The sequence below is a fragment of the Burkholderia dolosa genome, assembly GCF_902499135.1.
Classification (GTDB): Bacteria; Pseudomonadota; Gammaproteobacteria; order Burkholderiales; family Burkholderiaceae; genus Burkholderia; species Burkholderia dolosa.
The window spans coordinates 44752-58332 of the sequence record NZ_CABVPR010000013.1 but is presented as its reverse complement, the minus strand read 5'-3'; the positions used below and the strand labels follow the sequence as shown (position 1 = coordinate 58332).

Sequence of the window (13581 nt, the reverse complement as noted above, 5' to 3'; positions counted from 1 at the left end):
CACGCACGGGCGACGCACACCCGCCGGCCATGGCCGCCGGTCGGCCGCAGCAGCCGGATGCGACGCGGTCGCGGCCGGCGACGCGGCCGCCGCCCGACGTCGACCGCCGCCGTACCGCGCTACGCGTCACTTCGCCGCATTCGCCGGCTTCTGCGGCGCCTTCGCCTTCATCTGCGCGAACAGCTGCGAACACGGCACGTCCTTGTTGTTGCTCGGCGCGATCAACGGAATCAGCGCCGCGAACGGATTGATCAGGCCGAGCCCGACCGCGGCGCCCGCGCGCAGCGCGAGCGCGCCCGCCTCGACGCCGACTTTCGGATTCTTGAACGTGCCCTTCGCGTACAGCGGCGAGCGCAGCGAGAAGATCCGGAATCCCTTCGTATGCGGATGGATCTTCAGGTCGAGCGTTTCGTCGCGCAGGTTGATCGGGCCGTCGATGTTGATCAGCGCATCGTCGGTGTCGAACGCGAATACCTTCGTGTCGAGGATCCCGTCGGTCGCGACGAAGTCGATCGCCGCGCAGTTGATCTTCACGTCGCGATTGCCGAACAGCTTCTCGTAGACGACGTTCGCGACGTTCAACCCGGCCGCCTCCATCAGCAGCAGGCTGATGCGGCCGTCCGTCACGAGCGCCTTCACTTCGCCGTTCGAGGTCGCCGCGAGCGCCGCCGGCGAATTGCCGGTCGCGGACAGCGACGCGTCGCCGTTGATCTCGCCGAGCGCCGATTGCATCACCTTCTGCGTCGGGAACAGCTGCTTGAGCTTCAGATGCCGCGCGGCGATCGTGAAGCGCCCTTTCAGCGGCGTGCGGCTGCCGTCCAGATGCGCGTTCGTCGACAACGTGCCGCCCGCGACGCCGAATTGCAGCGGTTCGAGCGACAGCACGCCGTCCTGCATCACGATGTGCGTATAGAGGTTCGTGATCGGCAGATTCGCGCTCTTGATCAGCTTGCGGCCGGTGAACTTGACGTCCGCGTCGAGCGCGCGCCAGCGCTCGGTGCGGAACGTCTCGACCGGCAGCACGCGCTCGGGCGGCTGCCGCGTCGTGTCGCCGCGTTTCGCCTTGCTCGCGGCCGTGTCCGCGCCGATCACCGGCGCGAGATCGGAGAACTGCAGCAGGTTCGACACGAGTTCGCCGGACAGCTTCGGGCGCGGCTCGCGCTGCGCGTACGTCAGCGTGCCGGCCAGATCGCTGCCGCCGACGCGGCCGTGGAAATTCTCGTAGCGGAACGTGCTCGCGTTCTGCCTGATGTTGCCGATCAGATGCCCGTCGGTCGCGTACGGCGGCGTGTCGGGCAGCGTGATGCCGGTGAGCTGGTAGAGATGCGACATCGACGTGCCCTGCAGCCACAGCCGCAGATCGAGCGCGGCCAGATGCATCGGATCGGTCAGCGTACCGACGATCGCGAGCCGCGTGTCGCCGGCCTTCACGTCCGCATGCAGCGGGAACGGTTGCGACGTGTTCTGGATCGCCAGCACGCCGCCGACCTTGCCGGTGCCGTCGATCGGCACACCCTTGTAGCGGCCGTTGAACTTCAGCCCTAACGCGTACGTCGGGTCGTTCGCCTTCGCCTTCGCGGGCGCCGCAGTGCCGGATGCGCCGGAGACGGGCGCGGCCGTCGATGCGGAAGATGCGGAAGACGTTGAAGACGCGAACGATGCCGAAGACGCACCGGCGCCAGTCGGCACGGACCCCGACGAAGCAGCCGCCGCACCGGAAGACGCCGCCGCGCTCCCGCTGCGCGCGGCGGAAGCGCCCGAACCCGCGTTCGCGCGCGCATTCGCGCCCGCGCCGAGCTGCGCGGCACCGCGCTTGCCGACCCGCTCGGTCGACGCCGCGAGCGATTTTCGTTCCTGCTCCTTCAGCACGTCGCCGAGCGGAATCGGTTGGCCGAGCGTGTCGATCGCGATCGTCAGATCGGCCTTCGTGATCGCGTCGCGATACGTGACGGTGCCCTTCGCGAAGCCGAAGCTGTCGAGCCGCACCTTCCATCGCGAAGGCTGCGCGCCGTGCCTGAACTGGAACGTCCACGTGTTGCGGCCGTCGGCGAGCCGCTCGAGGTCGACCGTCGGATTGACGACGTCGATCGACGGAATCACGATCTCGTGCGCAAGCAGCGGCAGGATCGCGACATCGAAATGCGCGGCGTCGAGCGTGACGAATTTGGGCGCCTTCGCCCAGTCGGGATTGCCGATTTCGAGCTGCGTGGCCGAGAGCCGCGGCCACGGCAGCCATGCGCGCCAGCCCGTTTCGCCGGCCGGCCGCCGCCAGTCGACCTTCAGATCGCCGTTGATGGCGAATGGACGGCCGAGCGCTTCACTCACCTGTTCGTTGACCCACGGCTTCGCGCGGTTCCAGTCGAACGTGACGAGAAAGACGACGGCCGCCGCGATGATCACCGCGACGATACCGACGATCCATGCAGCCGATTTGCCGATGGCTCGGGTTAGCGTCATGGCCGTTCCGTGTTGTTGTTCTGCAGTGTAGCCGCGCGATGCCGGGCCGCTTGCGTAACCCATGGCGCACGGCGCGCGCGAGCTTTTCAGTCGGTATTATGGCGCACGCCATCGCGCCGCCCCGGCGCCATTAACGCTTTTTTTCACTTTTGACATGACCGTCCCCACCGGCCTCATCGACGCGCAGCAGATCGCGCGACGCGACGCGAGCAGCGGCAAGACGCTGCTCGCGCCGACCGACTTCAGCGTCGCGGCAGGATCGCGAATTGCTATCACCGGACCGTCCGGATCGGGCAAGAGCGTGCTGTTGCGCGCGCTCGCGCTGCTCGATCCGCTTGACGGCGGCCGGATCCTGTGGCGCGGGCAGCGCATCCGCCGCAGCGCGATTCCGCGCTACCGGCGCAGCGTCGCGTACGTGCGTCAGCGGCCCGCGCAGATGGACGGCACCGTCGAAGCGCAGCTGCGCTATCCGTATTCGCTGGCCGTCTATCGCGACGTCGCGTTCGATCGCGCACGCGCGGAAACGCTCGCCGCACGCGCGGGCCGCGGCACCGATTTTCTCGACAAGCGTGCGAGCGAGCTGTCGGGCGGCGAAGCGCAGATCGCCGCGCTGTTGCGCGTGCTGCAGCTCGATCCGGACGTGCTGCTGCTCGACGAGCCGACGTCCGCGCTCGACCCCGAGTCGACGCGCGCGATCGAAGCGCTCGTCGACGCATGGTTCGATGCGGCGCCGGACGCACGCGCGTACATGTGGATCTCGCACGACCCGGAACAGGCGGCGCGCATTTCGACGACGCGGTTCGTCATGCAGGCCGGCGTGCTGCGCGCGGCCGGCCCGGCGGAGACCGTGCAATGAGCCCCGCACTGCAGGACCTGAGCCTCGTCGACGTCGGCATCGCCGCCGCGCTCGTCGCGATCAACGGCGCGATCTCGGCCGCGTTGTCGCTCGGTCTCGGCCGCAAGCTCGCGCTCGCGGCCGCACGGACCGTCGTTCAGCTGCTCGCGATCGGCTACGTGCTCGGCTGGGTGTTCGGTCATCCGCACTGGTATGTCGTGCTGCCGCTCACCGCGCTGATGACGCTGATCGCCGGCTTCGCAGGCGCGGCGCGCGGCAAGCGCACGTACCGCGGGCAGCGGGTCGACAGCATCGCGTCGATCTGGTTCAGCAGCTGGGTCGTCGCGGCGATCGGCCTGTTCGTCGTGATCCGCATTCATCCGTGGTTCGAGCCGCAGTATGCGATCCCGATTCTCGGGATGATTCTCGGCAATACGCTGACCGGCGTGTCGCTCGGCGTCGAGCGGATGATGGAGGAACTCACCGCGCGCCGCGACCGCGTCGAGACGGCGCTCGCGCTCGGCGCGACGCGCTGGGAAGCCGCGCAGGATGCCGCGCGCCAGGCCGTGCGCGCGGGCATGGTGCCGACGCTGAACCAGATGGCGGTCGTCGGCGTCGTCAGCCTGCCGGGCATGATGACCGGTCAGGTGCTGGCCGGGCAGTCGCCGCTGCAGGCCGTGCGCTACCAGATCGTGATCATGTTCCTGATCGCGGCGGCGTCCGCGCTCGGCACCGTCGGTGCGGTGCTGATGACCTATCGGCGACTGTTCTCCGCCGATCACCGCTTTCTCGCGTCGCGGCTCGAAGAGCGCGCGCGTTGACGCGCGCCGTGCGCGTGCGCGAACCGGTCGCGCGCAATCAGCGGGCCGTGCGACGCTTGACGATCGCCTGCCGCAGCGCGGCGACGACGTCCGCGTCGGGCGCGAGCCCGTCGACGGACGCGACGAGCGTCACGGCGCGCGGCGTCGTCACGTACGCCTGCGCGCCGACATAGCCGCCGCTGCCGGCCGAGCGCGTCGTCACGACGAGCGCCTGCGACGCGCGCGGGCCGAGGTCGGCGACGAACGCATCGCTCACGGTGCCGTCGCGCGCATGCAGTACGCCGGTCACGTAATCGTCCGTATCGAAGCCTGGGCCGGTGTCCGCCGTCGAGTACATGCGCACCGCATAGCTGCCGATCGAACACGGTTCGAGCGCGCCGCTCGACACGACGATCGCCTGGCGCCGCGACGGCAGATCGACTTTCTTCACGAAGCTGCAGTCGTCGGCCGCCTGTGCGTGCGCGGCGACGAACGCAGCGGCCAACAGCAACGCGCGCAGTCGATGTTTCATCGGGATGTCTTTCCGGGAAGGTGGACGATGTCGGAGAGGATAGCGTGACGTCGGCACGACGTCACGCGCAATGCCGCACGCTTGCGATGCGCTCGCGGCTGCAATGCGGCTGCGCGGCGACGGCGATCGGGCTTCGGAAAAAGCGCGATGAACGCGGCGCGCCCCGCCGCACGTGTTTCGGGCAGGCGACGCGAATTCGCGCCGCCGCGCCACGCGAGCAATCCGTTGCGCACGCACCGGACGGCGTGCGGGCGCGCGCAGCGTTCAGTGCTTGATCGATACCGTGACCTTCGTGCCGTCGCTCATCGTGACGGACTTCGATCCGCCGTTGGTCGGAATCGATACCCACTTCACCTGGCTCACGGACACGACGTCCGGGCATTGCAGCGTCTTGCCGCCGGCCGTCACGCTGCGCGCGCCTTTCGGCGCGGCCGCCTGGAAGCTCATCTGCACGTTCGCAGTGCCTTTCGCGTCGACGGACGGCGCGAGCCGCACCTGCGTCTGACGCACCATCGCGCCGTTCGCGTCGCGCGGCAGGTTGTCGGCGTTCGGGCAGCCGTCCGGCATCGCGATCGCGCCGCTCGGCGGCACCGACTTCCAGTTGAAGTCGTCCGTCTCGCCCGAGCGGATCTTGCGGGTTTCCTGCATGGCGCCGAAGGTCTTCGAATCGACCTTGACCGTGTATTCGAGCTGCCCCGTGCCGCCGCCCTTCAGGCTCCCCTTGACCGGCGGCGCCGCGAATGCGCCGGCACTGATGCATGCCGCCGCGAACACGGCCGACCACGATACGGCGACTGACAGACTGCGTTGGCTCATGCTGACCTCCTTGTATGCGGCGGCACGCGCATGCCGCGCGGTTTTCGATGCATGATGCGCTGCCAGTCTACCGCCAAGCGGCACGCAATGCGTCGCGAACGCATCGGGTGTTACCCCGCTTGCGCTCGCGATGCCGCGGCCGTTACGCGCGACGCGGGCCGGCTCAGAAGCCGCTCAGCACCAGCTTGCCGATCGCACGGCCGCCTTCGAGCAGTTGGTGCGCACGCCGCACGTTCGCGGCGTTGATCGTGCCGAGCTGCTCGCCGACCGTCGTGCGCAGCGTGCCGCCGTCGACGAGCCGTGCGACCTCCGTCAGAATCCGGTGCTGCTCGATCATGTCGAGCGTCTCGAACATTGCACGCGTGAACATGAATTCCCAGTGAAACGCCGCGCTCTTCGCCTTCAGCAGTTCGACGGGCACCGGCTTCGCATTCTCGACGATCGTGCAGATGCCGCCCTGCGGCCGGATCACTTCGGCTGCCGCCGGGAAATGATGGTCGGTGTCGTTGAAGATCAGCACGTAGTCGACGTTCGCATGGCCGGCGTCGCGCAGCTGCGCAGGCAGATCGCCGAAATGGTCGACCACCTGGTCCGCGCCGAGCGAGCGCACCCATTCCGCCGACGCCGGACGCGACGCGGTCGCGATCACGTGCAGCTTGCCGAGCGTCTTCGCGAGCTGGATCGCGATCGAGCCGACGCCGCCCGCACCGCCGATGATCAGCACCGACTTGCCGGCGTCCGCGCCCTGCGGCGACACGCGCAGCCGGTCGAACAGCGCTTCCCATGCGGTCAGCGCGGTCAGCGGCAGCGCGGCCGATGCGGCGAAGTCGAGCGTACGCGGCTTCAGCGCGGCGATGCGCTCGTCGACCGTATGGAATTCGCTGTTCGCGCCCGGGCGCGTGATGCTGCCCGCGTAGAACACTTCGTCGCCGGGCCGGAACAGCGTGACCTCGGCGCCGACCGCGACGACCGTGCCGGCCGCATCCCAGCCGAGCACACGCGGCGTGTCCTCGACCTGCGGCTTCGGCGCGCGCACTTTCGTGTCGACCGGATTCACGGAAATCGCCTCGACCTTCACGAGCAGATCGTGCGGGCCCGGCACCGGCTGCGGCAGGTCCACGTCGAGCAACGCTTGCGGATCGTCGATCGGCAGATAGCGGGTCAATCCAACGGCTTTCATCGTCACACTCCTTACTGGAAATCGGCGGGCCGCGGCGCGGCCCTGCGAACGTCATCGTAGGTCGCCCGATCTTTTCAGAAAACCGCTATATTTCCTGAAACATTTTCAGGAATTCCCAAACAATGCGCTCCGATCCGGCTCCCGACAAGCCGCTCGATTTGCTCGACGTCGCGCTGTTCGTCCGCGCGGCGCTGCTCGCGAACGTCAGCGCGGCCGGGCGCGAATTCGGCGTATCGGCCGCGGTCGCGAGCGCGCGCATCGCGCAGCTCGAGCGCCAGCTCGGTGCGCGGCTGCTGCACCGCACCACCCGCCGCATCAGCCTCACGCAGGACGGCGAAGTGTTCATCGCGCGCGCCGAAGCGCTGCTGTCCGCCGCGGACGCCGCGCGCGCATCGGTCGGTCATGGACGCACGGAGCCGTACGGCAAGCTGAAGGTGTCGATGTCGTCGTCGTTCGGCCGCCAGCACGTCGCGCCCGTGATTCCCGCGTTCCTGCGCCGGTATCCGTCCGTGTCGCTCGATCTGCGGCTGTCCGACGAGATCGTCGATCTCGTCGACGAAGGCTACGACGTCGCGATCCGCCTCGGCGCGCTGAAGGACTCGACGCTCGTCGCGCGCAAGCTCGCGGCCAACCGCCGCGTCGTCTGCTGCTCGCCCGCGTATCTCGCGAAACACGGCGCGCCGCGCCATCCGGCCGATCTCGCGCAGCACGAATGCGTGATCCTCGGCGATCAGCGCGACTGGTCGTTCGTGACGCCGCAAGGGCCGCTGACGATACGCGTCGGCGGCCGGCTCGTCGCGAGCAACGGCGAGGCGATCCGCGAAGCGCTCGTCGACGGCTTCGGCATCGCGATCAAGTCGACGTGGGACGTCGGTCCGCTGCTCGCGACCGGCGAGCTCGTCCCGGTGCTCGCCGACTATCCGCTCGCGGACGACGTCGCGATCTGGGCCGTCTATCCGAGCCGCGCGCACGTGCCGCTGAAGACGCTCGCGTTCATCTCGTTTCTGGCCGAACACTTCGGCGATCCGCCGTATTGGGATCGCACGGACGGCCGCTAGCGCGCGTCGCCGGCAACGGCGAGCGCCGAGTCGGCTTGCCGTTTCGTACCGCCGCTGCCCGCCGCACGCGGCCGACCGGCTACAATGGCGCGTTCGCGACGCGCGGGCCCGACGCCGCACCGGGCCCGCGCGCGCAGGCGGCCGCATGCCGCCGCCCATGCGTTTCATTCGCTTCCAGCCATCCCGTCATGACCCAGAACCTCGTCATCCAGAGCCTCGCGCCGCTGTCGGACGCGCATCACAAACCGCTGCTCGCGCTGTCGCGCGGCACCCGTATCGTGCAGACCGACGCGCACGCGCTGCGCATCGAGAACGCGAACCCGGCACAGCGCGCCGACATCGACGCCTACTGCGGCACGCATGCGCTCGATTTCGGGTTCGTCGACGCCGGCCTCACGCTCGGCGACTTCGGACTCGTCGTCATGGACATGGATTCGACACTGATCACGATCGAGTGCATCGACGAAATCGCGGACTTCTGCGGGCTGAAGACGCAGGTCGCCGAGATCACCGAAGCCGCGATGCGCGGCGAAATCCGCGACTTCAACGAGAGCCTCACGCGCCGCGTCGCGCTGCTCGCCGGCCTCGATGCGCAGGCGCTCGAGCGCGTGTACGACGAGCGGCTGCAGCTGTCGCCGGGCGCGGAGACGATGCTCGCCGCCGTGAAAGCTGCCGGGCTGAAAACGCTGCTCGTGTCGGGCGGCTTCACGTTCTTCGCCGAGCGGCTGAAGGCGCGCCTCGGGCTCGACTACGCGCATGCCAATACGCTTGAAATCGTCGACGGCAAGCTGACCGGCCGCGTACTCGGCGAAATCGTCAACGGCGACGTGAAGGCGCGGCTGCTGCGCGACACGTGCGCATCGCTCGGCATCGCGCCGAACCGCGCGATCGCGATGGGCGACGGCTCGAACGATCTGAAGATGATGGCGCAAGCCGGATTGTCGGTCGCCTATCACGCGAAGCCCGTCGTGCGCGACGGCGCGACGGTCGCGTTCGACCACGTCGGCCTCGACGGGCTGCTGCGGCTGTTCTGACGCGCAGGACGAACGCACGAGCCGCGCACGAAAAAACGCCGGCGCGATCCGCATCGCGCCGGCGTTTCGTTTTTTCGGGAATGCGTTCCGCCTGAGCGATCAGCCGAGCGCCGCCTGCATCGCGCGTTCGATGTCCGCGCGCAGGTCGGCTTCGTCCTCGAGACCGACGTAGAAGCGCACCAGCGTGCCGCGATGCGGCCAGTTCGGACGCATCGACGCAACGTCGTAAGGCATCGCGAGACTGCATGCGCCGCCCCAGCTCCAGCCGATCGCGAACAGTTCGAGCGCCTCGACGAAGCGGTCGACCTGCTCCGCGCTGTAGCGCGCGTCGAACACCACCGAGAACAGCCCGCCCGCGCCGGTGAAGTCGCGGACGAACGACGCGTGCCCCGGACAATCGGGCAGCTGCGGATGCAGCACCGCCGCGATTTCGGGCCGCGTCTTCAACCATTGCGCGAGTGCGAGTGCGCTCTTGCTGTGCGCGTCGAAGCGCACCTGCATGGTCGGCAGGCTGCGCAGCACGAGCGAGCAATCGTCGACCGACACGCCGATCCCGCAACGCATCCGCGCGAGCTTCAGTTGCGCATGCAGATCGGCGTTCGCGGTGATCGTCGCGCCCATCAGCAGATCGCTGCCGCCGGACTGGTATTTGGTCAGCGCCTGTACCGAGATGTCGACGCCATGCTCGAACGGCTTGAACGCGAGCCCGGCCGAATACGTATTGTCGATCGCCGTGACGATCCCGCGCGCACGCGCGGCCGCCGTGATCGCACGCACGTCGGGCACTTCCATCGTGACCGAGCCGGGCGCCTCGAGCCAGATCAATCGCGTATTCGGCTGGATCAGCGCGTCGATGTCCGCGCCGACGAGCGGATCGTAGAAACGCGCGGTGATGCCGAAATCCTTCGCGAGCCAGTTGCCGAAATCGGCGTTCGGTCCGTAGACGTTGTGCGGAATCAGCACGTCGTCGCCCGCTTTCACGACGCCGAAGTACACGTTCATGATCGCCGCGAGGCCCGACGGCTGCAGCAGCGCGTGCGTGCCGCCCTCGATGTCGGCGAGCCGCTGCGCGAGCGCGAGCGACGTCGGCGTCGCGTGCAGCCCGTAGCGCCACTGGTTGTCGTTGCGCCAGTCGAGCCGGCGCATCGTCGCGAGATCGGGGAACACGACCGTCGACGCGCGCGCGACCGGCGGCACGAACGAGCGAAAGCCTTCCGGAATCGCGTCGTCGGGTTGAACAATGCGGGTTTGCAGTGCGCGCTTGGAACGGGATGCAGTCATGACAGGAAAGGCCGTACGGTTGCGGAATATGTCGGTAGATTAGCCAAATTCGGCGCGTGTGGCCCGGTACAATGCGCGCCGCGCACACCGAGCCAGCACGCGCTCAATTTTCGGTACGCAGATTCACGATGCCGCCGACCGTCTCGATCTCCTGCACGCGGCCGTCGCGCACCTGCAGCGCCGCGCGCGTGCCCGGCGCGACGCGCAGCACGACGGGCTGCGGATCCGACTCGTCCGCGTTCATCCGGTCCGCCTTCAGGTCGCCCGTTGCGTCGAAGCGGCCGATCCACACGCCGGTGATGTTGGTCCCGTCGTTCGATTCCTCGATCTCGAGCGTGTCGCCGTCGCGATCGCCGGCGAGCAGCACCACTTCGCCGGTATCCGCGAACTGGTATTCGCCGTGCACGCCTTCTTCGTCGGTTTTTGGACCGAGATGCACGACGATCGGCCGATCGCCGAGCGTGCCTTCGTAACGCGGCAGCTGCGCGAATTCCGGATTCGGGCGCAGCGGCCGCGCGGGCGCCGGTTCGTCTTCCTGCTGCACACCTGCCGCCGGCTGCGCGACGACCGCGCGCGGCATCGCGATGCCCGCCGTCAGCGCGCATCCGACGACCAGCGCGCGCTGCCATTCCGAATATCGACCCACGTGCATTGCTCCTTGCTTCAGATCCGTTCCGACAATCGCGGCGAACGATGCGTCGACCGCCGCGGATGCATATCGTCACGCGCGCATGACGCGTGCATAACGCGCGGCCGACGCGCTGCGGTGCGGGCGACGCGTCGACCGCGATCGGCGCGCCGCTCATGTCGCGTCGACCGGTCGGTCGACCGAAACGTCGCCGCCGTGCGGGTTCGCGTTGTCGGGCCGCGCCGGGTTCCTGCGATGCCGCGCCCGGTGCGCGGCCAATGAACGCTTCTTCACGCCGACAGCGACTCGTCGGCCCTGCTCGCTTGCGCGTCGCGCGTCGTAACCGATGCGCCGCAGCTACAACGTACGCCGGACCGACGCCGTCGAGTGTGCAGCGACACGCGGCGACACGATTCGCACGCGTCCGCGTCAGCCGCGCAACAACCGCTCGACCGCATCGCGGTGCGGAATCGGCGCGACCGCACCGTAGCCGGTCGTCGACAATGCGGCGGCCGCGTTCGCATAACGCGCGGCCGTGAACGGATCGTCTCCGGCGACGATCCGCGCGACGAACGCGCCGCCGAAACAGTCGCCGGCACCCGTCGCGTCGACGGCCTCGACCGCGAAGCCCGGCACGACGCGCCGCTCGTTCGGCGTCGCGACGTACGCGCCTTCCTTGCCGAGCTTCAGTGCGACGATCTGCGGCCCGTGTTCGAGCATCGCGTCGACGATCGCATCGCGATCGTTCGCGCCGGTGAGCGCCGTCACGTCGTCCCAGCTCGGCAGGCAGATGTCGGTCTGGCGCAGCGCTTCGCGCATCACGGCTCGCGCGCGCGGCAGCGGCCACAGCTTGAGCCGCAGGTTCGTATCGAACGTGACCTTCGCGCCGTGGCGGCGCGCGTGATCGATCGCCGCGAACGCGGCATCGCATGCAGCCGTGCTGATCGCGACGCTGATGCCCGATAGATGCACGGCCTTCGCAGCGGCCAGCGCGTCGAGCGGCAGGTCGGCCGTCGAATAGCGGCTCGCCGCGGAACCGGCGCGCAGATAGTCGAACTGATGACCCTGCGGACCGTGCGTGACGAAATACACGCCGGTCGGCGCGCAGCGGTCGATCCGCACGTAGGTCGTGTCGACGCGTTCGGCGGTCCACATGTCGATCAGCAGCCGGCCGAACGGATCGTCGCCGATCGCCGACACGAAGCCGGTCGCCGCGCCCTGACGCGCAGCGGCGATGCAGAAGTTCGACGTGTCGCCGCCGAAGCCCTGCAGGAATTCCGGACGGCCCGGCTGCGACTGATTGAACTCGATCATCGCCTCGCCGAGCGCGAGGATGTCCGGAAAGGCTGCACGCATCGCTTAGACCTCGCCCCACAGATCGTGGCCGTCGGCGCCGGTGATCTTCACCGACACGAAATCGCCGACCTTGTAGCGCTTCGACGCCTTGGCCGCCGGCTCGACGTAGACGACGCCGTCGATTTCCGGCGCGTCCGCCGCCGTGCGCCCGATGCCGCCTTCGTCGCCGACCTCGTCGATCAGCACCTTCAGCGTCTTGCCGACCTTGCGCTGGATGCGCTTCGCCGACACTTCCTCGGCTACTTCCATGAAGCGTGCGCGTCGCGCTTCGCGAACCTCGTCCGGCAGCGCGCCGTCCAGCTCGTTCGCGGTTGCGCCTTCGACCGGCGAGTACGCGAAGCAGCCGACGCGATCGAGTTCCGCTTCGCGGATGAAGTCGAGCAGCGTGTCGAACTGCGCTTCCGTTTCGCCCGGGAAGCCGGCGATGAACGTGCTGCGGATCGTCAGGTCCGGACAGATCTCGCGCCACTTCTGCACGCGCTCGAGCACCTTCTCGGCGTTCGCCGGACGCTTCATCCGCTTCAGCACTTCGGGATGCGCGTGCTGGAACGGCACGTCGAGATACGGCAGTACGTGGCCCTTGAACGGGCCTTCCGCCATCAGCGGGATGACTTCGTCCACGCTCGGATACGGATACACGTAGTGCAGGCGCACCCACGCGCCGTACTGCGCGGCCAGCTCGCCGAGCGCGGCGACCAGGTCCGTCATGCGCGTCTTGATCGGCTTGCCGTTCCAGAAACCCGTGCGGTACTTCACGTCGACGCCGTACGCGCTCGTGTCCTGCGAGATCACGAGCAGTTCCTTCACGCCCGACTTGAACAGGTTCTCGGCTTCGAGCATCACTTCGGCGACCGGACGCGACACGAGATCGCCGCGCATCGACGGGATGATGCAGAACGTGCAGCGGTGGTTGCAGCCTTCGGAGATTTTCAGGTACGCGTAGTGGCGCGGCGTGAGCTTGATGCCGGCGGCCGGCACGAGGTCGACGAACGGATCGTGCGGCTTCGGCAGATGCGAGTGCACCGCCTGCATCACTTCGCCGACCGCATGCGGGCCGGTAACCGCGAGCACCTTCGGATGCACTTCCTCGATCAGGCCCGAGCCGCTCGCACTCTTCTTCGCGCCGAGACAGCCGGTGACGATCACCTTGCCGTTTTCGGTCAGCGCTTCGCCGATCGCATCGAGGCTCTCCTGTACGGCCTCGTCGATGAAGCCGCAGGTGTTGACGACGACGAGGTCGGCGCCGTCGTAGGTGCCGGAAATTTCATAACCTTCGGCGCGCAGCTGGGTGATGATCTGTTCGGAGTCGACGAGCGCTTTCGGGCAACCGAGCGAAACGAACCCTACTTTCGGGGATTGGGACATCGGGAATGGGGGGCGTGGCAGCAAAAGCGTGAGTTTACAGCCATTTATGGGTCGGGGAGGCAAAAAACGGCTGACGCCGCCGTGCGGACGCGGCGTGATGAGCGCCCGCCGCATATGCTCCGTGACCGGAGCGCGACGCTTCCCGTGTTGCCCGCGCACGGACACGGCAAGCCGCGGCCGTCCGGGCTGCCGTCACGTCCGCCGACATGTACGCTCACGCGGCACACCCACACCGTCAT

General features: G+C 68.3%; 12 protein-coding genes. 4 read left to right on the top strand and 8 right to left on the bottom strand.

Going from position 1 to position 13581, the window contains the following annotated elements; all coding sequences use genetic code 11:
• Positions 1–126: 126 nt before the first annotated feature.
• The gene (locus tag BUB20358_RS08540; protein WP_035972310.1) at positions 127–2457 is read right to left on the bottom strand and encodes an AsmA family protein; all 2331 of its coding nucleotides are present in this window, start codon (positions 2455–2457) and stop codon (positions 127–129) included.
• A 154-nt stretch (positions 2458–2611) separates the two neighbouring features.
• Here BUB20358_RS08540 and BUB20358_RS08535 point away from each other — a divergent pair, with 154 nt between their 5' ends.
• A complete protein-coding gene (locus tag BUB20358_RS08535) occupies positions 2612–3313 on the top strand; it encodes an ABC transporter ATP-binding protein (protein WP_035972308.1) in 702 nt (233 codons plus the stop codon).
• On the top strand, positions 3310–4113 hold the full coding sequence (locus tag BUB20358_RS08530; protein ID WP_035972306.1) for an ABC transporter permease: 804 nt from the start codon (positions 3310–3312) through the stop codon (positions 4111–4113). The genes BUB20358_RS08535 and BUB20358_RS08530 overlap by 4 nt, the downstream gene beginning before the upstream one ends.
• 37 nt (positions 4114–4150) lie before the next feature.
• Here BUB20358_RS08530 and BUB20358_RS08525 read toward each other — a convergent pair whose 3' ends face one another.
• The 3 genes from BUB20358_RS08525 to BUB20358_RS08515 all read right to left on the bottom strand — a co-directional run bounded on the left by BUB20358_RS08525 (position 4151) and on the right by BUB20358_RS08515 (position 6620).
• Positions 4151–4624 (bottom strand): PliI family lysozyme inhibitor of I-type lysozyme, encoded by a 474-nt coding sequence (locus BUB20358_RS08525; RefSeq protein ID WP_035972304.1) that lies wholly within the window; start codon positions 4622–4624, stop codon positions 4151–4153.
• A gap of 264 nt (positions 4625–4888) precedes the next feature.
• Positions 4889–5440: a DUF6013 family protein gene (locus BUB20358_RS08520; RefSeq protein ID WP_035972300.1), complete on the bottom strand. Its 552-nt coding sequence runs from the start codon at positions 5438–5440 to the stop codon at positions 4889–4891.
• A 163-nt stretch (positions 5441–5603) separates the two neighbouring features.
• Positions 5604–6620 carry a zinc-binding alcohol dehydrogenase family protein gene (locus BUB20358_RS08515; RefSeq protein ID WP_006764246.1) on the bottom strand — a complete coding sequence of 339 codons (1017 nt, stop codon included), beginning with the start codon at positions 6618–6620 and terminating at the stop codon, positions 5604–5606.
• 122 nt (positions 6621–6742) lie between these two features.
• On the opposite strand from BUB20358_RS08515, the gene BUB20358_RS08510 reads away from it, so the two are divergent.
• Both BUB20358_RS08510 and serB read left to right on the top strand, forming a co-directional pair.
• Entirely contained in the window at positions 6743–7678 is a 936-nt protein-coding gene (locus tag BUB20358_RS08510; RefSeq protein WP_035972298.1) for a LysR family transcriptional regulator, read from the top strand.
• 188 nt (positions 7679–7866) lie between these two features.
• Positions 7867–8712, top strand: coding sequence for a phosphoserine phosphatase SerB (gene serB, locus BUB20358_RS08505; RefSeq protein WP_006764244.1), 846 nt, complete (start codon positions 7867–7869; stop codon positions 8710–8712).
• Between the two features lie 99 nt (positions 8713–8811).
• Here the strand turns inward: serB and BUB20358_RS08500 are convergent, their stop codons facing one another.
• The 4 genes from BUB20358_RS08500 to rimO all read right to left on the bottom strand — a co-directional run bounded on the left by BUB20358_RS08500 (position 8812) and on the right by rimO (position 13342).
• Entirely contained in the window at positions 8812–9993 is a 1182-nt protein-coding gene (locus BUB20358_RS08500) for a cystathionine beta-lyase (RefSeq protein WP_006764243.1), read from the bottom strand.
• Between the two features lie 103 nt (positions 9994–10096).
• Positions 10097–10639: a hypothetical protein gene (locus tag BUB20358_RS08495; protein WP_035973346.1), complete on the bottom strand. Its 543-nt coding sequence runs from the start codon at positions 10637–10639 to the stop codon at positions 10097–10099.
• Between the two features lie 411 nt (positions 10640–11050).
• Positions 11051–11977: a sugar kinase gene (locus tag BUB20358_RS08490; RefSeq protein WP_006764241.1), complete on the bottom strand. Its 927-nt coding sequence runs from the start codon at positions 11975–11977 to the stop codon at positions 11051–11053.
• Between the two features lie 3 nt (positions 11978–11980).
• On the bottom strand, positions 11981–13342 hold the full coding sequence (gene rimO, locus BUB20358_RS08485; protein ID WP_006764240.1) for a 30S ribosomal protein S12 methylthiotransferase RimO: 1362 nt from the start codon (positions 13340–13342) through the stop codon (positions 11981–11983).
• Positions 13343–13581: the final 239 nt, after the last annotated feature.

Bases quoted from the DNA above. Each gene is read 5' to 3' on its own strand.
- BUB20358_RS08510 (WP_035972298.1), top strand. From the start codon at position 6,743: ATGCGCTCCGATCCGGCTCCCGACAAGCCGCTCGATTTGCTCGACGTC.
- BUB20358_RS08490 (WP_006764241.1), bottom strand. From the start codon at position 11,977: ATGCGTGCAGCCTTTCCGGACATCCTCGCGCTCGGCGAGGCGATGATC.
- rimO (WP_006764240.1), bottom strand. From the start codon at position 13,342: ATGTCCCAATCCCCGAAAGTAGGGTTCGTTTCGCTCGGTTGCCCGAAA.
- BUB20358_RS08535 (WP_035972308.1), top strand. From the start codon at position 2,612: ATGACCGTCCCCACCGGCCTCATCGACGCGCAGCAGATCGCGCGACGC.
- BUB20358_RS08515 (WP_006764246.1), bottom strand. From the start codon at position 6,620: ATGAAAGCCGTTGGATTGACCCGCTATCTGCCGATCGACGATCCGCAA.
- BUB20358_RS08530 (WP_035972306.1), top strand. From the start codon at position 3,310: ATGAGCCCCGCACTGCAGGACCTGAGCCTCGTCGACGTCGGCATCGCC.
- serB (WP_006764244.1), top strand. From the start codon at position 7,867: ATGACCCAGAACCTCGTCATCCAGAGCCTCGCGCCGCTGTCGGACGCG.
- BUB20358_RS08500 (WP_006764243.1), bottom strand. From the start codon at position 9,993: ATGACTGCATCCCGTTCCAAGCGCGCACTGCAAACCCGCATTGTTCAA.
- BUB20358_RS08525 (WP_035972304.1), bottom strand. From the start codon at position 4,624: ATGAAACATCGACTGCGCGCGTTGCTGTTGGCCGCTGCGTTCGTCGCC.
- BUB20358_RS08540 (WP_035972310.1), bottom strand. From the start codon at position 2,457: ATGACGCTAACCCGAGCCATCGGCAAATCGGCTGCATGGATCGTCGGT.
- BUB20358_RS08520 (WP_035972300.1), bottom strand. From the start codon at position 5,440: ATGAGCCAACGCAGTCTGTCAGTCGCCGTATCGTGGTCGGCCGTGTTC.